General features: G+C 69.5%; 17 protein-coding genes. 7 read left to right on the top strand and 10 right to left on the bottom strand.

Annotated features, from left to right (window positions below):
• Positions 1–300 precede the first annotated feature (300 nt).
• The 4 genes from ABN028_RS26200 to ABN028_RS26185 all read left to right on the top strand — a co-directional run bounded on the left by ABN028_RS26200 (position 301) and on the right by ABN028_RS26185 (position 4,898).
• Positions 301–1,038, top strand: a complete 738-nt coding sequence (locus ABN028_RS26200) for a formylglycine-generating enzyme family protein (RefSeq protein WP_349698456.1) — start codon at positions 301–303, stop codon at positions 1,036–1,038.
• Between the two features lie 135 nt (positions 1,039–1,173).
• Positions 1,174–1,953, top strand: coding sequence for an imidazole glycerol phosphate synthase subunit HisF (gene hisF / locus ABN028_RS26195; protein ID WP_349698455.1), 780 nt, complete (start codon positions 1,174–1,176; stop codon positions 1,951–1,953).
• Positions 1,954–1,965: 12 nt separating this feature from the next.
• Positions 1,966–2,820, top strand: coding sequence for a phosphotransferase family protein (locus ABN028_RS26190; protein ID WP_349698454.1), 855 nt, complete (start codon positions 1,966–1,968; stop codon positions 2,818–2,820).
• Between the two features lie 233 nt (positions 2,821–3,053).
• A complete protein-coding gene (locus ABN028_RS26185) occupies positions 3,054–4,898 on the top strand; it encodes a glycoside hydrolase family 15 protein (RefSeq protein ID WP_349698453.1) in 1,845 nt (614 codons plus the stop codon).
• A gap of 96 nt (positions 4,899–4,994) precedes the next feature.
• Here the strand turns inward: ABN028_RS26185 and ABN028_RS26180 are convergent, their stop codons facing one another.
• The 6 genes from ABN028_RS26180 to ABN028_RS26155 form a co-directional block, all read right to left on the bottom strand.
• The gene (locus ABN028_RS26180; protein ID WP_349698452.1) at positions 4,995–6,662 is read right to left on the bottom strand and encodes a dipeptide ABC transporter ATP-binding protein; all 1,668 of its coding nucleotides are present in this window, start codon (positions 6,660–6,662) and stop codon (positions 4,995–4,997) included.
• Entirely contained in the window at positions 6,659–7,537 is an 879-nt protein-coding gene (locus ABN028_RS26175; RefSeq protein WP_349698451.1) for an ABC transporter permease, read from the bottom strand. Before ABN028_RS26175 ends, ABN028_RS26180 begins: the two co-directional genes overlap by 4 nt.
• On the bottom strand, positions 7,534–8,481 hold the full coding sequence (locus ABN028_RS26170) for an ABC transporter permease (RefSeq protein WP_349698450.1): 948 nt from the start codon (positions 8,479–8,481) through the stop codon (positions 7,534–7,536). The genes ABN028_RS26175 and ABN028_RS26170 overlap by 4 nt, the downstream gene beginning before the upstream one ends.
• Positions 8,482–8,493: 12 nt before the next feature.
• On the bottom strand, positions 8,494–10,089 hold the full coding sequence (locus ABN028_RS26165; protein WP_349698449.1) for an ABC transporter substrate-binding protein: 1,596 nt from the start codon (positions 10,087–10,089) through the stop codon (positions 8,494–8,496).
• Positions 10,090–10,188: 99 nt separating this feature from the next.
• Positions 10,189–10,878: an HAD-IA family hydrolase gene (locus ABN028_RS26160; protein WP_349327997.1), complete on the bottom strand. Its 690-nt coding sequence runs from the start codon at positions 10,876–10,878 to the stop codon at positions 10,189–10,191.
• Between the two features lie 79 nt (positions 10,879–10,957).
• Positions 10,958–11,857, bottom strand: a complete 900-nt coding sequence (locus ABN028_RS26155; RefSeq protein ID WP_349698448.1) for a DUF4037 domain-containing protein — start codon at positions 11,855–11,857, stop codon at positions 10,958–10,960.
• A 133-nt stretch (positions 11,858–11,990) separates the two neighbouring features.
• Between ABN028_RS26155 and ABN028_RS26150 the strand changes: the two genes are divergently transcribed.
• Positions 11,991–13,274 carry a hydroxyacid-oxoacid transhydrogenase gene (locus ABN028_RS26150; protein WP_349698447.1) on the top strand — a complete coding sequence of 428 codons (1,284 nt, stop codon included), beginning with the start codon at positions 11,991–11,993 and terminating at the stop codon, positions 13,272–13,274.
• Positions 13,275–13,290: 16 nt separating this feature from the next.
• Here ABN028_RS26150 and ABN028_RS26145 read toward each other — a convergent pair whose 3' ends face one another.
• The 4 genes from ABN028_RS26145 to ABN028_RS26130 all read right to left on the bottom strand — a co-directional run bounded on the left by ABN028_RS26145 (position 13,291) and on the right by ABN028_RS26130 (position 19,280).
• Positions 13,291–14,880, bottom strand: a complete 1,590-nt coding sequence (locus tag ABN028_RS26145; protein ID WP_349698446.1) for a glycosyltransferase family 39 protein — start codon at positions 14,878–14,880, stop codon at positions 13,291–13,293.
• Between the two features lie 139 nt (positions 14,881–15,019).
• Positions 15,020–16,696: an ArnT family glycosyltransferase gene (locus ABN028_RS26140; RefSeq protein WP_349698445.1), complete on the bottom strand. Its 1,677-nt coding sequence runs from the start codon at positions 16,694–16,696 to the stop codon at positions 15,020–15,022.
• Positions 16,697–16,852: 156 nt separating this feature from the next.
• Positions 16,853–18,466, bottom strand: a complete 1,614-nt coding sequence (locus tag ABN028_RS26135) for an ArnT family glycosyltransferase (protein WP_349698444.1) — start codon at positions 18,464–18,466, stop codon at positions 16,853–16,855.
• A 79-nt stretch (positions 18,467–18,545) separates the two neighbouring features.
• Entirely contained in the window at positions 18,546–19,280 is a 735-nt protein-coding gene (locus ABN028_RS26130) for a hypothetical protein (RefSeq protein WP_349698443.1), read from the bottom strand.
• Between the two features lie 577 nt (positions 19,281–19,857).
• On the opposite strand from ABN028_RS26130, the gene ABN028_RS26125 reads away from it, so the two are divergent.
• Both ABN028_RS26125 and ABN028_RS26120 read left to right on the top strand, forming a co-directional pair.
• Positions 19,858–20,739, top strand: a complete 882-nt coding sequence (locus ABN028_RS26125; RefSeq protein ID WP_349698442.1) for a helix-turn-helix domain-containing protein — start codon at positions 19,858–19,860, stop codon at positions 20,737–20,739.
• Between the two features lie 20 nt (positions 20,740–20,759).
• The gene (locus ABN028_RS26120; protein ID WP_349328005.1) at positions 20,760–21,026 is read left to right on the top strand and encodes a DUF397 domain-containing protein; all 267 of its coding nucleotides are present in this window, start codon (positions 20,760–20,762) and stop codon (positions 21,024–21,026) included.
• Positions 21,027–21,036: the final 10 nt, after the last annotated feature.

Below are 21,036 nucleotides of genomic sequence, written 5' to 3'. Positions count from 1 at the left end.
TCGCACCCACGAACCAAGAACGTCCCGATCACCGTCATGCAACACCAACGCCGCAGCAGGAGGATGAGCCATACCAGCATCCTCCCAGGAACAACCGTCCAATCATTAACGCCACGCCGTACTAGGGGCGCGGCATCCCGGCCGGCTTCGGGTGTCTGTTCGAGTCGCGTTGGCCGCATCGTCTACGCATTGCGTCAGGCTGTGGCCTGACGCGACGTTCCTGCTCCGATAGTGGGTGCCTCCTCAGTTCACTCCAGAAAGATCGACAGAGCAGATGATGACGCCGGGTAGGGTGGCTTGGTGGAATCGGGGCCAGACAACGAGATGGTCGCGGTCCCGCCAGGACAGGTGACCATCACAGACCGGCGGACGCAGACGAGTTGGCCGGTCGAGGTTGCACCGTTCCAGATGGCAGCGATGCCAGTCACTCAGTCGTTGTACGCACAGGTCACCGGTCTACGGCCGAGCACTGCCCAAGGCGACCGGTTCCCTGTTGAGGGCGTTTCGTGGTGGGACGCGGTCCGGTTCTGCAACGCGTTGTCCCGGCGTGAGGGGCTGACACCCGCCTATCGACTTCATGCCGACGAAGAGGCGGTCGAATGGAACGCCTCTGCCGATGGGTACCGGCTGCCAACCGAGGCTGAGTGGGAGCACGCCTGCCGTGCGGGTACCGCCGGCCCTCGGTATGGCCAGCTTGACCAGATCGCTTGGTACCGGGGCAACTCGGACTGGCAAATCCGCCCCGTTGGCGGCAAGGAGCCCAACACGTGGGGTCTGTACGACATGCTGGGCAATGTGTGGGACTGGTGCTGGGACGTCTACGACGCCGAGGTGTACGGCACCTACCGTGTGCTCCGTGGCGGTGGATGGGCCGACGAGCATTGGAGCTGCCGGGCCTCGGTTCGGCGGCGCAGCCACCCGACCTTCCGCATCGACGACGTGGGATTTCGCATCGCGCGCTCACCCCTGCCTTCCAGAGGTCGCCAACATCCCGTGGCTTCTGCCCTGGCGCAGCACCATCCGGTCCGCTCCGGGTAGGGGCGGGCATCTGACTCCTCCCGGTGATGACATCTGGGCTCGAGCCACCGCGGCGGCGGTGTCGAGTCTGCGCCGCGAGGATGGCACACCCCGCTCGGCGGGGAGGCCAGACCGGGGGCGGCTAAGGTTCGCCGTATGAGCAACAGCCTCGCGGTGCGGGTGATCCCGTGCCTTGACGTCGACGCCGGCCGGGTGGTCAAGGGCGTCAACTTCGCCGATCTGCGCGACGCGGGTGATCCGGTGGAGATGGCGACGATCTACGACGCGGAGGGTGCGGACGAGCTGACCTTCCTCGACGTCTCGGCCTCCGCCCACGGCCGCGAGACCACCTACGAGGTCGTACGCCGGACGGCCGGCCAGGTCTTCATCCCGCTCACGGTCGGAGGCGGAGTCCGGGCGGTCGAGGACGTCGACCGGCTGCTGCGGGCGGGTGCGGACAAGGTGGGGGTGAACACCGCGGCGATTGCCCGGCCGGAGCTGGTCGCCGAGATCGCGCAGCGGTTCGGTTCGCAGGTGCTGGTGCTCTCGCTGGATGCTCGGCGCGCGGTCGGCACCGCCGACCAGCTCCCGTCCGGCTTCGAGGTCACCACACACGGCGGCCGGCGCGGCACCGGCATGGACGCCGTCGCGTGGGCGGCCAGGGGAGCCGAGCTGGGTGCCGGGGAGATCCTGCTCAACTCGATGGATGCCGACGGCACGAAGGCCGGCTACGACCTGGAGATGATCCGGGCCATCCGGGCCGTCGTCGACATCCCGCTCATCGCCAGCGGTGGTGCCGGGACGCCGGAGGACTTCCCGCCGGCCGTCGACGCGGGAGCGGACGCGGTTCTCGCGGCGAGCGTCTTCCACTTCGGTGAGCTGCGGATCGGGGATGTCAAGGCGCGCCTGCGGGAGGCCGGCCATGTCGTGCGTTGAGCGGGCGGGCCGGTGAGCACGGGCGCGGCATCCCGGAACGCACGGCGCGAGCACGACCTGCCGGAACTCCTGGCCAGCGTCGGACTCCCGGCCGACGCGACGGCCGAACCTGCCGGCGGAGCCACCGGCCAGCTGTGGAAGGTCACCGCACCGGGTGGTCCGTTCGCGCTTCGGACCGGATCCGCCTTCACCATCGGGCGCCAGCAGTCGGTCATGGGGGTCGCGGGCCGGGCCGGGCTCCCCGTGCCGGAGGTGCTCCGGCGGGTCGACATGGGCTTCGACGCCGTGCTGCTGCTGTCCTGGCTTCCGGGTGCGACGGTGTTCGACGCCGTACGCACCAATCCCGCCGATGCCCACCGGATCGGCGCCCTCATGGGCGAGGCGCAACGGCGGCTGCACGCACTGGCGGCACCGCCGGCGCTCAGCGCCGTCGTCGATGGCGAAGGTGGCGGTTGGCCCACCTCTGGCGTACCCCCGATCGAGGGACTACCGCAGGGCACCTCGCTGCTCCACCTGGACTGGCACGGGCTCAATCTCCTCGTCGACGGCGACCGGATCAGCGGCGTCCTCGACTGGGACAACGCCCGGGCGGGGCATCCTCTGCTCGACCTCGCCCGCAGCCACACCCTGCTCACCGTGGAGCCGACCTTCGCGACATTGCAGCCGTACGAACGCGAGCTGCTCGCCACCCTGGCTGACGGCTGGGCCACGGGATACGGCGAGGAGGCGCGATCGATCCCTGCGTCCTGCCTGGCCTGGGCGGGCCGGGCGATGCTTGCCGACCTGGCCGGACGATACGCCGACAAGCCGGAGGTGCTCGCGGATCTCCAGCGGTGGACCGGCTCCCAGGAACGCCTCGGTTCCTGACGGGAGGACCTTTGGGTCTGGCGGTCCCACCTTCGTCGGTGGTCGCCTGGCCTGCATGAGCGCGAGGAGCCCCCGCGGAGGTACGCCGAGGTACGAGGTGTGCCGGAGTGAGGCACCGCAGTGGTCATGCGAAAGGGGCACGGCATGAGCGCGAGGAGCCCCCGCGGAGGTACGCCGAGGTACGAGGTGTGCCGGAGTGAGGCACCGCAGTGGTCATGCGAAAGGGGCACGGCATGAGCAGTACGCCGATCGCCAGCTATGCCGTGCTCTCGGATCGGCACTCGGCCGCGCTCGTGAGCCGTGACGGGTCGCTGGACTGGCTCTGCTTTCCGCGCTTCGACAGCCCGTCGGTCTTCGCGCGGCTCCTCGACGAGGATGCCGGCCACTGGTCGATCCGCCCGGTCGGCGACTATGCCGTGACCCGGGAGTACCGGGAACGGACGATGGTGCTGGACACGACATTTCGTACGCCTCGCGGGACTGTCGTCCTCACCGACGCCCTCCTGCTCGGCCGCCACAACGGCGACCACCTGCTCGGTGTCGGCGCGCCGCACATCCTCGCCCGGGAGGTCACGTGTGTCGAGGGTACGGCGGAGATCGAACTCGAGTACCGCCCGCGCCCGGAGTACGGCCTCATCACTCCGTTGCTGTCCGCGGTCGACGACGGCGTCACCAGCCGCGGTGGTGCGGAGTGGTTGGTGTTGACGACGCCCGTGGCGCTCACGCCCAATGCCGGAACCGTGCGCGGTTCCACCACGCTCCGACGGGGGGAAACACTCAGATTCGCGTTGCATCGTTCGACCCTGGACGAGACCCCGGCACGGGTCTGGGAGCAGGGGCAGATCGCCGGGTGGCTGACCGATACGGTCAGGGCGTGGCGTTCGTGGTCCGATCTCCATCAGGCGTACGTCGGTCCTTGGCGTGACCTGGTCCACCACAGTGGTCGGGTCCTTGAGGCACTGTCTTTCCAACCCAGCGGCGCGATCGTGGCGGCCGCGACCACTTCGCTGCCCGAAGGTGTGGGCGGTGAACGCAACTGGGACTACCGCTACTCCTGGGTCCGCGACGCGAGTCTCACCATGGACGCCCTCTGGGTGGCGGCCTGCCCCGACGAGGCCAGCGACTTCTTCGCTTTCCTTGCCACCGCCGCACCGTCGCTCGACACGGACAAGGCGCTGCAGATCATGTTCGGTGTCGGTGGCGAGCACGACCTCACCGAACGCACCCTGCCGCACCTTCGCGGTTGGCGCGACAGCCGGCCCGTACGCATCGGCAACGACGCATGGACCCAGCGGCAGATCGACGTCTACGGCGAACTTCTCACCGCCGCGCACCGGCTTGCCGACCAGATCGTCGACATCGACGTCGACACCCGCAGGTTCCTGCGGACCTGCGCCGACGTCGCGGCCGAACGTTGGCGGGAACCAGATCAGGGAATCTGGGAGATACGCGGCGAACCGCGGCACTTCCTCTACTCCAAGGTGATGTGCTGGGCCGCCGTCGACCGGGCGATCGAGCTTGCCGACGCCTTGGAGGCGGGGGACCGGATCGACCGGTGGCGGCAGGTGCGTGACGAGATCTGGCAGACCGTCGTAGGCGAGGGATGGTGCGAGTCCGAGGGCGCGTTCACGCAGTACTTCGGGTCCACAGCATTGGACGCCTCCGCCCTGATGATGCCGGTCGTCGGCTTCCTTCCCGCGGACGATCCGCGCATGCTCGCCACCATCGACGCCATCGAGGATCGGCTCACGGACGAGCGAGGGCTGGTGTACCGCTACCGGACAGCGCGGGGTGTCGATGAGCACGGGGTGGACGGCCTGGCCGGTACGGAGGGGACGTTCGTGATGTGCACCTTCTGGCTTGCGCAGGCGCTGGCGTTGTCCGGCCAGGTCGAGCGCGCCCGGTCCGCCTTCGAGCGCGCGGTCGCCTGCGCCAACGACGTCGGGTTGCTCGCGGAGGAGGTCGACCCGGCCACCGGTGAGTTGTTGGGCAACTTCCCGCAGGCGTTCAGCCACATCGGTCTCGTGAACGCCGCCTGGGCGATCAGCGAAGCCGAACAAGGTCAGCCGCGGACCTGACACGGTGGTGAACGCCGGTGCCGGATGCCCGTGCAGCATGCCGTGCCGGATGCGCGGCGCGGACCTCCTCTGCCGCGGTGACTAGGGCCTGACTCCTCACCCAGGCAGGGTGGGAACCGCCGCGAGGAGGGCCCGAGTGTACGCATGCGCCGGCCGTTCGTAGACCTCCTCGGTCGGGCCGTGTTCGACGATCTCACCCTGGTGGAGGACGGCCACCGTGTCGCACACCTGCCGCACGACGTGTAGGTCGTGGGACACCAGGACCAGCGTGAGGTCGTACGCATCCGCGAGCGATGCCAGGAGGTCGAGGACCTGCGCCCGGATCGAGGCGTCGAGCGCGCTGACCGGCTCGTCGGCAAGGAGCACGGTGGGCGAGGGTGCGAGGGCGCGAGCGATGGAGATGCGTTGGCGCTGCCCACCGGAGAACTGGTGCGGATAGCGGTCCGCGGCATCGCGCGGAAGTCCGACCGCGGCGAGAAGTTCGTCGACCCGACCGGAGTGCGCGCGGACCCGCGACCGCCGGCCGCCGCCGCGGGCGACCAGCGGTTCGGCCACGATCTCACGTACCCGCATCCGAGGATCGAGAGAACCGGCCGGGTCCTGGAACACGACCTGGACGTCGTCCCGCACGAACCGCAGTCGATGTTCCGGAAGGTGGCCGATGTCTTTGCCGGCGAAGTGGACGGAGCCACCGCTCGGTCGGTCCAGGCCGGCGAGCAACCGGAGCAGCGTGGACTTTCCCGAGCCGGACTCACCGACGATGCCGAACCGCTCTCCTGGTGCGATCTGGACGCTGACGTCGTGGAGAGCCCGCACCCGGGGTGGTTTCGCCAGCAGCGTCGTGCGGCGCCGCGGGAAGGTACGGGTGACATGGCGGAGCTCGAGCACCCGCGTCTCCGTACCGCTGTTACGGCGTACCGGATGGCGACGGCGCCGCTCGCGACCGCCGTGACGAGTCGCGTCGATGAGCGCCTGCGTGTGGGGATGGTTCGGCCGGGACAGCACCTCGGCGACCCGCCCGTCCTCGACGATCTCGCCCGCCCGCATCACCATCACCCGGCTACACACGGCCGCGACGACCGCGAGGTCGTGCGAGATGAACAGCAGGCCGGCGTCCCGGCGCAGGGGCCCGTCGGCGATCAGGTCGAGTATCTGGGCCTGCACGGTGACGTCGAGCGCGCTCGTCGGCTCGTCGCAGATGAGCACCGCCGGGTCGTTGGCGAGTGCCATCGCGAGCATGACCCGCTGGCGCCCGCCGCCGGAGAGCTGATGGGGGTACGCACGCGCCGTCCGCGCCGGATCGGGTAGGCGCACCTGGTCCAGCAGGTCGACCGCCCGGGTGCGCGCCACCGCGCGATCGGCCTCGGGCCGGTGGATGCGTACGGCTTCGGCGATCTGGTCGCCGACCCGCAGCACCGGGTTGAGCGCGGACATCGGCTCCTGGAAGACCATGCTCATGCGGTGGCCACGCAGCCGGGAGAGTGCGCGTTCGCCGGCGCCGAGCAACTCGTGGCTGGCACCGGCGAGATGCACCGACCCGACCGGTGCGAGGCCGTCGGGGAGCAGGCCCATGAGGGCGAGTGCCGTCAGTGACTTTCCGGAGCCCGACTCGCCGATGAGTCCGACCCGTTCGCCGGGGGCCACGGTGAAGGTCACGTCGCGTACGAGGGGGTCGCCCCGCCGCCCGACACCGAGCCCGGTGACAGTCAAGACGTCCTTGCGTACGTCCGGGGCGTCGTCGGTCAGCGCTGGAGGTGTGCTCACCGCTCCTCCATCCGCGGGTCGAACCGGTCGCGCAGGCCGTCACCCAGCAGGTTGAAGCCGAGGACGGCCGCGACGATCGCGAGTCCTGGCCAGACCGCCAGCAGCGGATGGATGAACAGCAGTTCCTGCGACTCCTGCAGCATCCTCCCCCACGAGGGCGTCGGCGGGGCCGTGCCGAAACCGAGGAAGGAAAGGCCGGCCTCGGCGAGTACGGCGATCGCGAACGACACCGACGCCTGGACGATGACGAGTCCCATGACGTTGGGGAGCACGTGCCGCAGCCCGATGCCGAACCGCCGGCGTCCCGCAGCCCTCGCCGCAAGGACGTACTCGGTCGCCATCACCCGCAGCGTGCCGGCGCGCACGATCCGGACGAACGCCGGAACGCTGGCGAGCCCGATCGCCACCATCGCCGTCAGCGTGCTCGCTCCGAACACCGCACCGAACATGATGGCCAGCAGCAGCGCGGGAAACGCCAGCGCCAGATCCGAAGCGCGCAGGAGGAGTCCGCTCCGCCAGCCGCGAGCCATCCCGGCGACGACGCCGAGCGGGGCGCCGACCAGCGCGGCAGTCCCGACGGCGACGACCCCGACGAACAGGGTGGTCCGCGCACCGATCATCAGCCTGCTGGCGATGTCGCGGCCGAACTTGTCGGTGCCGAGCCAGTACGTCCCGGTGGGGTCGAGCAACCGGAGGGCGCTGTCGATCCGGAACGCGTCGTGGGGAGTCCAGGCGTAGGACAGCAAGGCCACGACGACGATCGCGCCCACGAGGACTCCGCCGGCGAGCAAGGACGGGTTGACAGCTCGTCGCCGCGGCCCCCGCCCCGGCGGCGCAGGTGCGGGCGCGACCGATGGTGTCTCGAGGGGCTTCATTGGCTCACCCGCAACCGCGGGTCGAGGGCCGTGTAGCACAGATCGACGACATAGTTGACGATCAGGACCACGACGACGATCACCATGACGACGCCCTGCACGAGCAGCAGGTCACGGTTGGCCACGCCGTCGAGTAACAGGCTGCCGAGCCCCGGGATGACGAAGACGCGTTCGATCACGATGGCGCCCACGAGCAGGGTCGCGAGTTGCAGCCCGAGCACGGTGGCGACCGGGATCGCGGCGTTGCGGAACCCGTGCCGGACAAGGGCCCTGCCCGGAGTGAGTCCCTTGGCCCGGGCGGTGCGGAGGTAGTCCTCCCGGAGCACGTCGAGGATCGCCGAACGCACGTACCGCGCCAGCACGGCGGCCTGCGCGACACCGAGCGCCGCCACCGGAAGGACCAGGTGACGGACGAAGTCCACCGGACTCTCGGCCGGTGCCACCCACCCACCCGATGGCAACCAGCCCAGGCGTACGGAGAAGAACGCGACCGCGAGAATCCCACCCAGGAACGCGGGAACGGCGATGCCGAGCTGGCTCATTGCCGACAACGCGAGGCCGGACAGCTGGCGGTGCCGGAGCGCCATGACCGTGCCGAGCGGCACTGCGAGCACCAGCGCCACCACCATCGCCGACCCCACCAGCCACAAGGTGACGCCGAGCCGGTCGACGACCTGCGGGCCGATCGCCTCGTGCGTGACGTAGGACCGGCCGAAGTCACCGACGGCGAGTCCGCCCACCCAGTCGAGGTACCGCGCCGTGAGCGCCCGGTCGGTGCCGAACTCCTTCTGCAGTTGGGCAACTGCCGCCGGCGTGGCGTTGACACCCAACGCGACACGGGCGGGATCGCCGGGAAGCACCGCCATGAACGCGAACACCACGACGCTCGCGCCGACCAGGCTGGCGGCGAAGACACCGGTACGGAGGACGATGCGGTACAGCATGAGGCGGCGGGCTCAGGTCGGACGGACCGACACGGAGGTCAGGTCGAACGACTCCGACACGACGTTGGTCGGCAGGCCCTTGACCTCGGGTGTGGTCACCATGAGGTTCGGCAGCAGGAACAGCCAGTCGGCCGCGGCATCGTCGGCGAGGATCCGCGCTGCCCGGCGTAGCAGTGCAACCTGCTCGGCGGGGGTGCCGGCGTCGGCCTCGGCAAGCAGCGCCCGCACCCGGGGATTGTCGTAGCGCCAGTAGTAGTCCGGGTTGCCCCAGCTGGCGAGGTCGCGCGGTTCGACGTGGGCGATGATCGACATGTCGTAGTCGGCTTTGGTGAACACGTCGTCGAGCCAGCGGGCCGGGAACTCCAGGACATCGATCGACGCGGTCACGCCCACGTCGGCGAGTTGGCTCTTGACGACCTGCGCGGCCGCCACCGCGTAAGGCAGGTTGGGGATCCGCAGCCGGAGCCGGAGCGACCCGACGCCCGCATCGGCGAGCAGCCGCTTCGCCCGGGCGGGGTCGTGGGGATAGGTCCGCGACAGGTCTTCGTACCACGGATCCGTCGGTGGCACCATCGAGCCGATCAGCGTGCCGTGACCCGCCCAGGCGGTGTCAAGGATGGCTTGCCGGTCGATCGCGAGGCACAGCGCCCGCCGCACCCGGCGGTCTGTCAACGGTGCCTTGCCATGGTTGAACGACAGGACCACCTCGCCGTTGCTCGTCCCCTCGATCACGCGGTACTTCGACGTGTCGGCGAACTCCGCCAGGCTCTCCGGCGTCTGCACCGTGCTCACGACGTCGATTCCGCCCGTACGCATGGCATTGTTCATCGCCGTCGGGTCCTTGAAATACCGCAGCGTCACCGCGTCAAGGTCCGGTTGACGTCCCCAGTAGCCCTTCCTGGCCTCCAGCACGAGGGCGTCGCCGCGCGTCCACCGCGACATCACGTAGGGTCCGGTGCCGACGGGGATGGTCGCGAGATCGGAGACGCCGTCGGTCGAGAACATCGCGCCGATCCGGGTCGTCATCGCGAAGAGCCAGGAGTTGCTGGGCCGCTTCAGCGCGACCCTCAGCGTCGTCGGCGAGACCGCATCGGCCCGCTCAACCACGTCCATGCCCGACTTCAGCGAGACCGTCCAGTCGGTCCTGACGCGGTTGATGCTGAAAACGGCGTCCTCGGCGGTGAAGTCATCGCCATTGCTGAACCTCACCCCCTCCCGCAGGGTGAACGTGTAGGTCCGGCGGTCCGGACTGACCTCCCACGCCTTCGCCAGCAACGGCACGATCTCGCCGTCGCCGTCGAGCTTGACGAGCCCTTCGTAGACGTTGACGAGCAGCGCCTGGGGGATCGCGGCGCCGTCGTTCTTCGTGAAGTCCAGGCTTGCCGGCTCGGCGATGAAACCGACGTCGAGTGCGGACCCGCGTCCGGGGCCAGGGCCGGACGTGTTCGATCCGGTCCGGCTGCCTGCGGTGCACGCGGTGAGGGCGAGGACGAGTGCGAGGACGCACGCGGACACGGCAGTGTGGAGCGTCGGCAACGCGACGCGGCGGGGCGCCTCCGCCGTGGCGGCTGCTCGGGCGTCGACGTTCCGGAAAGGGGATGCCCCCATGAGTGACCTCCTGCGGGTGTGCCCTGCATGCCGACAGGTGCCACGGCCACGACAGGGCCGGGTTCCTCGCCGATCACACGGGCTGAACAGGACGACCCATCATGCCTCGCCGTTCACCACGATGGTGAGCGCGGCACCGTCAAGCTCGACGCGAAGGTTCTGTAGCCCTTCGACAACGACGTCGGCGTCGAGGTCGGCCGCGGGGTGCGTCGTCGTCACGCCGATCGCCCGCATCCCGGCCGCACGGGCGGCGGCGAGGCCGGCCGGCGCGTCCTCCACGACGAGACACCGCGCCGGGTCAGCCCCGACCCGCCGCGCGCCGAGAAGGTAGGGCTCGGGATCGGGCTTGCCCCTGCCCACGTCGTCGGCGGTGACCAGGACGGTCGGCTCGGGGAGGCCGGCTGCCCGGAGCCGCGCCCTCGCGACCAGCTGGTTACCGGACGTCACGATCGCCCAGCGGTCGGGTGGGAGGGCGGCTACCAGGGCCTTCGCGCCCGGCAACGCCGTGACGTCGGCGACGTCAGCGGTCTCGAGTTCGCCGACCCGCGCGAGCCCGGCTGCTCTCCGCTCCGGCGGAAGCAGCCGCGCGACGATGGCCGCCGCGGTCAGCCCATGTCCCAGGGCCGCGCGCACCTGGGCGGGGGTGAGGGCGTGCTCCTCGGCCCACTGGCTCCACGACCGGATGAGGGATGGCAGCGAGTTGACCAGGGTGCTGTCGAGGTCGAGAAGGACGGCGTCCGCGGTGAGGGCGGCTGTCGTGCGGCCCGGGCCGCCTGTCGTCGTGGTCACGTCCTCCGACGGTACCTGGTAGGCGAAAACGGCAACCGAACGCGGCGTGACCGGTACGTCCACCACGAGTCGCCGCTGGTCAGCTCGCCGGAAGCTCGTCGAGGGGGAGGCGACGGTGGCCGAAGACACGCCGGAGCCGGTCCACGTCAGCTTCGGGCAGGCCGGCTTCCACCAGGTCGAACGTCTCCCGCACGAGGTCGGTGAGCAGCGTTGCCGCGACGTCCGGTTCCGACGCGAACACGGTGCCGATGCGGTCGGCCAGACCAGGCGGCGCGTGGTCGAGGGACGCGGCGATCGTGGGGAGCCACTTCAGGTTCGGTCCGTACCGCCTGTTGAGCGCGAGGAGCATCATGACGACCCGCTCGCAGACGGCGGCGAAGTGCTGGGCCAGCATCGCCGGATTCCGTCGTTCGGCGTACATCTCCCAGCGCCAGAAGTGGTCGATCACGCCAGCCCGCTCGACGACCGCGACCGCGAGCTCACGCGGGTACGCCGCTGCCCGTCGCTTCCAGCCGGCGAGTAGCTCCTGACCGTGGTAGGCGATCCCGTCCACGACACCCTGGGCGCGGTTCAGCCCGGCCGGGTCCGGATCGTGGTCGTCGAAGACGTCGGCGAGTGCCTTCTCGGTGGCCACGGTCTCGGCGTGGACGACCTCCACCAGGAGGCCGGACCCGATCGGCCCGCCGAGATAGATGTCGTCGCACCAGACCGCTTCGGGCTCGTAGAGCGGGAAGATATGGGCGTCCCGCATGCCGCCTGCCAGGGCGAGCCGCCGACGCTCGTCCTCTGCCGGAGGACGCGACCAGAACACCCCGATCTCGGCATCGGACCAGCGGTCGGCGTTTCCACGGGCGGCCGAGCCACTGAGCATGACCGCTTCGACGTCGGGCTCTCCGGCGTACACGTCGATGAGCGGTTGAACGGCATCGCGGCGCCAGCACGCGGCTTCCGACGGTGTGTTCGGTATGGGTCGTGTCATCGGTGCTCCTGAGGGGTCCGGCACGATCCGTTGGCTGCCGCCGCCTTGCGTTCCGGCGGCATGTGGGTCACGGTCACAGCAGGCAGCGCCGGCGCGCAAACCCATTTCCGAACGTCGCGGGAGGCGGTAACGCATGCGGGAGACGGTAGGCATGCAGGAGACGGTGTTCACCTGGGGCGGACCGGCACTGAAGTTCGGAGCCGGTGCCATCGAGGAGATCGGGTACGACGTCGCCGCGCTGGGTGCGACGCGGGTGCTGGTGGTGACCGATGCCGGCGTCGCCGCCACGGGGACACCTCAGCGGGTCGTCGAGCAGTTGCGGGCGGCCGGGCTGGTCGCCGCTCTCTACGACGGTGTCCACGTCGAGCCGACCGACGAGAGCATCCAGGCCGCCGTCGACACCGCCGCCGGCGGGCGCTGGGACGGGTTCGTCGCGGTCGGCGGCGGTTCGAGCATCGACACGGCCAAGGCCGTCAACCTGCTGACCTCGTATCCGGGCGACCTGCTCGGCTACGTCAATCCGCCGATCGGCCGCGGGCTCGCGCCGCCGGGACCGGTCAAACCGCTGGTCGCGGTCCCGACGACCGCCGGCACCGGCGCCGAGAGCACGGCTGTCTGCGTCATGGACCTGCTGGCCGAACGGGTGAAGACCGGCATCAGTCATCCGCGGCTGCGACCGGTGCTGGCCGTGGTCGACCCGTCGGTCACCCTGTCCGTGCCGCCCGGCGTCACGGCGGCGACGGCGTTCGACGTGTTGTGCCATGCGTTGGAGTCGTTCACGGCAAGGCCGTACGACAGCTTCCCGAGGCGCCGGCCCGAGCAACGGGTGGCCTACTGCGGCGCCAACCCGATCTCCGACATCTGGGTCCGGCAGGCGCTGCCGTTGCTCGCCCGCTCGCTGCGGGTCGCCTACCGTGACGGGAACGACGTCGCGGCCAGGACCGACCTGTTGCAGGCGGCGCTGTTCGCCGGTCTGGGCTTCGGGAACGCGGGTGTCCACCTCCCGCATGCGTGCGCCTATCCGATCGCGGGACAGGTACGCGACTTCCGCCCGGCCGACTATCCGGAGAGCGAGGCGATGGTCCCGCACGGGATGGCGGTCGTGCTGACCGCTCCGGCGGCGTTCCGGCGTACGTACGAATCCAGCCCCGATCGCCACCTCGAGGCGGCGCACGTACTCGATCCCGCCACGGACACCATGGCCGACGCGAGGGAACGGCTACCGGAGGCGATTCGCCGGCTGATGCGCGAAACCGGCCTGCCCAACGGCCTCGGCGCGGTGGGCTACGAGCCGACCGACGTCGACGCCCTGGTCGACGGCGCCCTCAAGCAGCAGCGGATCCTCGCGCTCGCGCCGATCGAGGCCACCGCCGGACTCCTGGGTGAGGTCTTGGCCGACTCCTTCACGCTCTGGTAGCCCGCGGGCCCGCCTGTCAGCGGACCTCGTAGACCTGGACCACGTCGTCGTCGGTGGTGAACACGAGCCGCCAGGTCGCCGGCGGGCTCGCCGGCCGGCTGTCGAGAAGGACCTCGGCGTTGCCCCGGCAGTATCCGCAGATCGTGGACCGGAGGCTGTAGAACATGACGTGATCGCCTGCCTTCGGCGCCCCCGCCGCCATGCCGGCCGGCACCTGCTCCGGCGTGTACCAGGTGGCGATCCGACCGCGCCAGACGGGCTCGCCGAACGTGCCGTTGACGAAGACCCGCACCAGCCGGACCGAGCGCTGGTCGGCCCAGATCGTGTCGACGTCGCCGCCGTCCGCGGCCAACCAGGAGCGGAACTGTTCCAGCTGCGTACCACCGTTGACGGCGTACGTCGCGTTCAGCGGATCGTCGCGATCGGTTATGCGGACGTGCTGGGCGATGCTCACGGGCACCACAGCGACCGCGAGAGCGGTGACACCCGCGACGACTCCGGCGTACGCACGAACGGGCGGCGCCCGCCGCACCACCGCATGAACGACGAGCCAACCGGCAACCACAGCGCCCAGCATGATCGCGGGCATGAGCGGCAGCCAGTAGCGCTCCTTGAGGATCCGGACCATCGGATGGTCGGGATCGATGACGCCACCGAACGCGACCAACGGGACGTAGAACAGTACGGCCCAGGCGGCGAGGACCACCAGCTTGCGCGAGAACACCGCACCGAGCACCGTGACGACGAGCGCGCCCTTGAGCCACTGACCCTCGGGCGCCGCGCCGAGAACCGCGAGCACCCGGGTCAGATACCAACGGCGGCTGTGCCCGAGGAAGTCCGTGACCGCCGGCGCGACGCTCCCGTGTGCGGCGGAGGCGTGCAGGCGCGCCAGTGGGTCGCCGAAGAGGACCGCGTTGACGATGGCCTCGCCGCCGCCGATGACCACGAGCGGCAACGCCACCCACAGCCACCTGCGCAGCGGAACCCGCCGGAGGAAGAGGAGCGGGATGAGCGGCCAACAGAACACGATGTACTCACGGGTGAGATAGCTCCACCCGAGGAGTACGCCCAGGACGAGCAGCGCAACGGTCTCCCGCCGCCGGGTCACGGTCACGACGCGCCGACGCTGCCGGATCGCGACCGCGACGACGACGGCCCAGCAGAAGAGCGACGTGGCGAGCAGGTCGGGCAGAGGCTGGGTGAGCTCCGGGAAGACGATGGAGTTGCCGACGGTGAGGACGGCGCCCGCCACCCCCACCGTGCGGTTGAGGAGAAGGACGCCGAGCAGATAAACGCCGACGGCGAGAGCGACTCCGGCGGCGACAGGCACCAACAGATAGGCCCCCTGCGAATACCCGAAAACCTCCTGGGCGAGACGCATCGGAAAGACAAGTCCGTACCGCAGGAACTGATGAACGAATCGCTGGAGAAAAAGTGAGTTGTCGGCCAGGGGACTAGCGGGAAAACTCTCGGCGAAATCGAAGTAATAGAGCTGGTCGGAGGGATACGGCGGAAGCCGGTAGACGATCTCGACCAGCACTGTGGCAATCGCGAGCAGACCCCCGACGACAAGCGTGTGGAGCCGTTCGCGGGCGCGCACAGGCATCGGCGGACCGTCCCTTCCGAAAAAGGAGCACCATCAAGGCGATGGCGGCGTGATCGGAAACGGGCCGAGAATAGTCGACGTGGCACGAGTACAACGGACCAGGGGAGTGGCAGAGCAGGCCGGGAAGACGGAACCTGATTCAGCGAACTCGGTAGACCTCGACCTGCCGGTCGTTGGCCTGGAAGACAAGCCGCCATGAGGCGGGGATCCGGACCGGATCGCCGAGGATGTTCTGCGCGTGGACCATGCAGGCGCCGCAGGTCGGCGTCCGGGCGCTGTAGAGCACGACGTGATCACCGGGCTGCGGATCATCCACCCGATGCCAGACCGTCAGCTCGCCGTCCCACGCCGGCCGGCCGAACGTCGGGTTGAGGTAGATCCCCACGACCCGGTTCGTACTCGGGTTCGCCCAGAGGGTGTCGACCGAATCCGTCCGCTGCAGCCAGGATCGGAAGTCCTCGAGTTCGGTGGCACCGTTGGCGGCGTAGCGTGCGTACGGATCGGTGTCCCCGGTGGCGCGGGCGTGCTGTGCGAGGCCGACCGGCACCGCCACGGCCGCCAGCACCGCCAGCGAGGCGAGCGCCGAGCGGAGCCGGGCCCGCTCACGCAGGAACGGCACCACCCTGGCGCGGTTGCTGACGAGCAGCCAGGTGACGGCCACGAAAGCGAGCACGATGGCGGGAATCAGCGGCAGCCAGTACCTCTGCACGTTGATCCGCAGCCGCGGCTGGTACGGATCGAGCAGGCCGCCGAGCGCGACCAGCGGCACGTAGAACAGCAACGCCCACACCAGCAGGAACCCGATCCTGCGGTGGAAGAACGCACCGACGACGGTCGCCGCGACGGCGGCCTTGAGCCACAGCGCCTCCGGAGCCGCGCCGACGATGGCCGCGAGCCGGGTGAGGTACCACTGGGCGCTGTGTCCGAGATGTTCGTTGCGCCACGGCTCGTCGCTCAGCGGCGGTCCGTCGCCATGGTGTGCGGCGACGTGCAGCCGGGTCAGCGGATCGCCGTAGGCGAGCGTGTTGAGGAGGGCTTCCCCGCCGCCCACGACCAGCAGCGGGACGATGAGCCAGCCGAGCCGGATCATGCGTACCCGCCGGATCAGCATCAGCGGGATCAGCGGCCAGACGAACACCATGTACTCGCGGGCCAGGTAGCTCCATCCGAGCAGGGCGCCGACGATCAGGAGCGCCACGATCTCCCGTCGCCGCGTCCCCGCCACGAGGAGTCGGCGTTGCCGGAGGGCGAGCGCGACCGCCAGCGCGGCGCACATGAGCGCGGTCGCCAGCACGTCGGGCAACGGAGTCGTCAGGTTGGGGAAGACCACGGAGTTGCCGACCGTGAGGACGGCCGCGGCGAAACCGACCGTCCGGTTGAACAACAACAGCCCGATGACGTAGACACTCACGGCCAGGAGTACGCCGGACAGGATCGGGACCGCGAGGAAGGCGGCCTGGGAGTAGCCGAAGAGTTCCTGCGCCATCCGGATCGGGACGGTCAGGCCGTGCCGGAGCACCTGATGATCACTGATGTACGACGTATGACTGGGAAAGCCCCACGCGGCGTCGAAGTAGTTGACCTGGTCGAAGGGCACCGGCGGTAACCGGTACAGCACCTCGACCACGCCGACGCCGACCGCGAGAAGGCAGCCGATGGCGACGGTGAGCGGGCGCGAATGCCGCCAGCGGTCCACGCGGGTGGGAGTGCGTGGCGTGCCCCCGGCGGTCGGAACGGCTGGGCCCGCGCCGGTCCCGACAGGTCCGGCAGCGGCCGCAGCCGACACGACGTTCGGCGGGGAGGTGGCAGTAGACAAGATCAGGGTCTCCCGTTGCGTTGCTTCCCCTGCCCGTTATGGCTCAGCACAGCGGAGACTAAACGCCCGGGACGGAAGTTTTGTCGAACAGGCAAAGCGGCTGCGGACGGCGAGACGACTCCGGACCACCGCCGTCCTCGTCAGCCCGTCGATCCGTCACCGGACCTGGTAGATCTCCACCACGCGGCGGGAACTGATGAACGCCGGCTGCCAGGACGCCGGCACGTGGACCGGACTGCCCAGCAGCGCCTCGGCGTTGTCCCGGCACGGTCCACAGACCCCGGAGCGTGGGCTGTAGAGCACCACGTAGTCGCCGGGAAGCGGCTGCGGGTGGCTGGCGCCGGGAAGCCAGAGTTTCAACTCTCCGGACCAGACCGGGCCGCCGAAGGTTCCGGTGGCGAAGAGCTTGACCAGGCGGTACGTCCGCGGCTCCGCCCATACCGTCGTCACTCCGGTCGAATGCTGGTCGAGCCAGGGGCGGAGGTGCTCGAGTTGCACGCCACCGTTCGCGGCGAAGCTCGCGTTCTGCGGAGTGGGTTCGGTCATCCGGGCATGCTGCGCGATGCCGACCGGCACGGCCACGACGGCGAGCGTCACCCAGGTGGCGACCACCCGCGAACGGCCGCGCAGCGCCGGCACGACCGTGGCACGGTTACGCGCCAGGAGCCAGACACCCGCGACCGCGCACAGGCAGACCGCCGGCATCAGGGGAATCCAGTACCGCTCCTTGGTGATCCGCAGCATCGGGTGGTCGGGGTCGAGGAACCCGCCCAACGCGATCAGGGGCAGGGCGAAAATCGCCGCCCAACCGGCGAGGAACGCGAGCCTGCGGGAGATCAGGGGCGCCGCCACTGTCGCGAGGAGCGCCGCCTTGAGCTTTTTTATTTTAGGGGTACCACCGAGAATCGCGGCGGGCCGGGAGAGGTACCACTGCCGGCTGTGCCCGATGAAGCTGGTACTCCTCGGCGACTGGCCGTGCGAGGCCGAGGCGTGCAGCCGGGCGAGCGCATCTCCCGAGGCGGCGGCGTTGAGGCCGAGCTCCACGAGTCCGATGGCCGTGAGAGGAGCCACGATCCACAGCAGCCGTCGGTACGGCAGCCGCTTCCAGAGCAGGAAGGGAACGAGCGGCCAGCAGAAGACGATGTACTCACGGGTGAGGTAGCTCCAGCCCAGCAGGATGCCCACCATGACGAGGGCGCCGGCCTGCCGGCGTGCGCTCGCGGTGACGACGTGACGCCCCTGTCTGATCGCGAGGGTGAGCGCCACCGCACCACACAGCAGGGCGGTCGCCAGGAGGTCCGGTAGCGGTGCGGTGAGGTCGGTGAAGACGATGCTGTTGCCCACGGTGAGGACCGCCGCCGCGAAGCCCACCGTGCGGTTGAAGAGCAGGACACCGAGGGCGTAGACGGCGACCGCGAGCCCGATCGCCGCGAGCGTCGGGACGAGCAGGTACGCCCCCTGCGAGTAGCCGAACAGCATCTGCGCCAGGCGCAACGGGACGATCAGGCCGATGCGCAGGAGTTGGTGCTCACCACCGCCGGTGCTCGACCGGTGAGGAAACTCGCGCGCGGCGTCGAAGTAGTTGAGCTGGTCCGACGGATACGGCGACAGCCGGTAGAGCACCGCGATGGCGGCCACCCCGAGGGCGAGCAGGATCCCGACCAGGACCGTGGTGACTCCGGGGTGCGGTCGGGGCTGCTGATCGACGTGATCCTGCGGTGGAAGGGTGCGTGTCGGAGCGGACGAGGGCGCGCTCACCTCGGGCGTCATGGGATTGCTCGAACCTCACGATGGTGCGTACGGGAACGGTGCCCGAGTGCCGATGGCACTCGTCGGGCGTCGGTCCTCCTCAGAGCCGCCAGATCCGGCCGGAGCAGCGGTGCCCGAGCCAGGCGAACTGGCCGAAGGACGTCACGCTGAGACCGAACGAGTCGAACGCCGGTTGGTCGTGGTCCAGCCACCACTTGTAGGCGGCCTCGATCTCCCGCCACAGCAGGCGCGGGCCGTGTTGCTCGACCTGGATCTCCCCGGACGGACCGCGGACGGCGCAGGCGCAGGAGGTCCCGTCGTAGACCCACCGCCGGGACTCGGCCTCGGTCCCGTCCGGGCGCGGAGTCATGTCCTTCTGCGCCTGGTCCGCCCTTGGTAGGCGTTGCGGGCCTGTCCTCTGGCCGACCGACCGCAGCCGGGGGAGTCGGACACCCAGGGCGAAGAGCGCGGCCGGGTCGGACCACACGGTGTCGGGATCGAGTGGCGTGGTCGTGCGATACCACGGGACCGCGTTCTCGGCCTCGGCGATCACTGGTGTGGGTTCGTCCTCGCAGGCGACGTCGGCGAGTTCGACGAAGTTTCCGGCCGCCCGCCCGTCGGCGGCGACGCTCAACCGTGCGATGGCCGCTCCCGCGAACGGGTTGTGCCACGTCACCACCAGTTCGCCGCCCGGGCGGACGAGCTGCACCCAGGGGTAAGGCACGTCGCGGACCGGGACGGTCGCGATGACCTGGTCGTAGGTGGCGCCGAGGTTGCCCGCGTCCGGCGCGGTGTCACCCGGGCCGATCTTCAGGGTCAGCGAGGATGTCGTCATGGGCTCTCCTCGCAGATCTCGCGGCTGAGGTTGCCGAGTGTGGACAGCCGTCCATGCGCCCACGCGGCCGGCGGGCAGAGCCACTGCCGTCCGCAGAAGACACAGTGCGAACGCTCCAGGGTGGGCCAGGGAACGAGCCTCCATCGGCGGCGCCAGCTGAGTGCGTCACGTTGGGGCCGATGGATCGTCGCCAGCTCGCGTGCCCGGCGGTCGAGTTCGTCTTCGACAGCTCCGGATGGGCGTGCGCCTGCCGCCAGGAACCAGACATCGGCGTGCGACGCCGGTGTTCCCGCTGGTTTCCGCGTGCCCCTCTTCCCTGGGCCCCTTTTCCAGGTGACCGTGGGTGTCGTCGTTGCCATCGCTACGAACCTCCCCGTCGAGGTGATGGCGCTGCGGCACTGCTTCTGCACCGACGGTAATCCTGTGGTAGTGCGCGTACACCACGAATGCGCAAATTTGCACTTGTGTCGTTCACTACGCGGGCCAAACGATCATCGCCGATGATGTGCCGGGATGCGCGAGATCAGACATTCGCGTCACCTACGGCCACATTCCCCACCAGAACCGGAAGAAACGGATGTACGCCACACGCTCCGGAACGAAGTCCCCCACCATCCAGCGCCGGCGACTGGCGGCCGAACTGCGCCTCCTCCGCGAGCGCGCCCAACTCACACTCGAGGATGTCGGCGCCCGGCTCGGCTGGTCCGTCGCCAAGATCAGCCGGATCGAGACCGCCGTCGTCGGCATCAGCGCCAAGGACCTGGGCCACCTGCTCGATTCGTACGGCGTCGAGGGTGAGCGCCGGACGGCGATCCTCAGCAAGACGCGCACCGCGCGGACGAAGGGCTGGTGGGACGCCTACGCGGAGTTCGTGCCCAGCGACTACGCCGACTACATCGAGGTCGAGGCGCAGTTGGCAGGGATGCGCTGCTACGACGCACACCTCGTCCACGGGCTGATGCAGACCGAGGACTACGCTCGCGAGATCATCCATGCCGCATCGATGGGGCTGTCCTCGCCAGCCGAGATCGACCGCCGGGTGGAAGTACGCATGACACGGCAACGGCTGCTCACCCGGGAGGAGAATCCGCCTCGGTTCTGGACCGTCCTCGCCGAGCCTGCGCTCTCCTGGCTGGTGGGTTCGCCGAAGGTGATGGCCGAGCAGTACGACCGGCTCCGCGCCTTCGCCGCACAGGACAACATCACCCTGCAGGTCCTACCGACCTCCGCCGGAGCGCATCCGGCGACGAGCGGGACATTCGCGATCCTGGAATTTCCTGAGCCATCTGAGCCGGATGCCGTCTATGTCGAAACTATGACGGCTAATCGATATGTCGAGCGAGATGTCGAGATCTACCGGTATAGCCTGGCTTTCGACCACTTGCGTGCGATGGCCCTCAGCCCAATGGATTCGGTGGACTATCTCGCGCAGGCGGCCGACAAGATCATCAGAAGTTGAATCCGACGAGGGGATTGACCATGCGGGTTTGCACACCGGACCCGTTGCGCCTGGCGTGGCGGACGAGCAGTTACAGCGGTAACGGTTCCAACTGTGTCGAGGTCGCTGCGTGGCGGGCCAGTAGTTACAGCGGTAATGGTTCCAACTGTGTCGAGGTCGCCGGGCTCGGTCCGCAGATCGCGGTTCGCGATTCGAAGGACCGTGGCGGACCGATTCTCGCGTTCAGCGTTGGCTCGTGGCAGGCGTTCGTCGCGGGTGTGCGGGCCGGCGATTTCGAGACCGCCTGATCAGCAGCCC

The sequence above is a fragment of the Actinopolymorpha sp. B17G11 genome (genome assembly GCF_040196095.1).
GTDB lineage: Bacteria > Actinomycetota > Actinomycetes > Propionibacteriales > Actinopolymorphaceae > Thermasporomyces.
The sequence above is the reverse complement of the archived record's forward strand: the minus strand, read 5'-3'. Positions and strand labels throughout refer to the sequence as shown.

Bases quoted from the DNA above. Each gene is read 5' to 3' on its own strand.
- hisF (WP_349698455.1), top strand. From the start codon at position 1,174: ATGAGCAACAGCCTCGCGGTGCGGGTGATCCCGTGCCTTGACGTCGAC.
- ABN028_RS26185 (WP_349698453.1), top strand. From the start codon at position 3,054: ATGAGCAGTACGCCGATCGCCAGCTATGCCGTGCTCTCGGATCGGCAC.
- ABN028_RS26175 (WP_349698451.1), bottom strand. From the start codon at position 7,537: ATGAAGCCCCTCGAGACACCATCGGTCGCGCCCGCACCTGCGCCGCCG.
- ABN028_RS26170 (WP_349698450.1), bottom strand. From the start codon at position 8,481: ATGCTGTACCGCATCGTCCTCCGTACCGGTGTCTTCGCCGCCAGCCTG.
- ABN028_RS26165 (WP_349698449.1), bottom strand. From the start codon at position 10,089: ATGGGGGCATCCCCTTTCCGGAACGTCGACGCCCGAGCAGCCGCCACG.
- ABN028_RS26155 (WP_349698448.1), bottom strand. From the start codon at position 11,857: ATGACACGACCCATACCGAACACACCGTCGGAAGCCGCGTGCTGGCGC.
- ABN028_RS26150 (WP_349698447.1), top strand. From the start codon at position 11,991: ATGCGGGAGACGGTAGGCATGCAGGAGACGGTGTTCACCTGGGGCGGA.
- ABN028_RS26145 (WP_349698446.1), bottom strand. From the start codon at position 14,880: ATGCCTGTGCGCGCCCGCGAACGGCTCCACACGCTTGTCGTCGGGGGT.
- ABN028_RS26135 (WP_349698444.1), bottom strand. From the start codon at position 18,466: ATGACGCCCGAGGTGAGCGCGCCCTCGTCCGCTCCGACACGCACCCTT.
- ABN028_RS26130 (WP_349698443.1), bottom strand. From the start codon at position 19,280: ATGACGACATCCTCGCTGACCCTGAAGATCGGCCCGGGTGACACCGCG.
- ABN028_RS26125 (WP_349698442.1), top strand. From the start codon at position 19,858: ATGTACGCCACACGCTCCGGAACGAAGTCCCCCACCATCCAGCGCCGG.
- ABN028_RS26120 (WP_349328005.1), top strand. From the start codon at position 20,760: ATGCGGGTTTGCACACCGGACCCGTTGCGCCTGGCGTGGCGGACGAGC.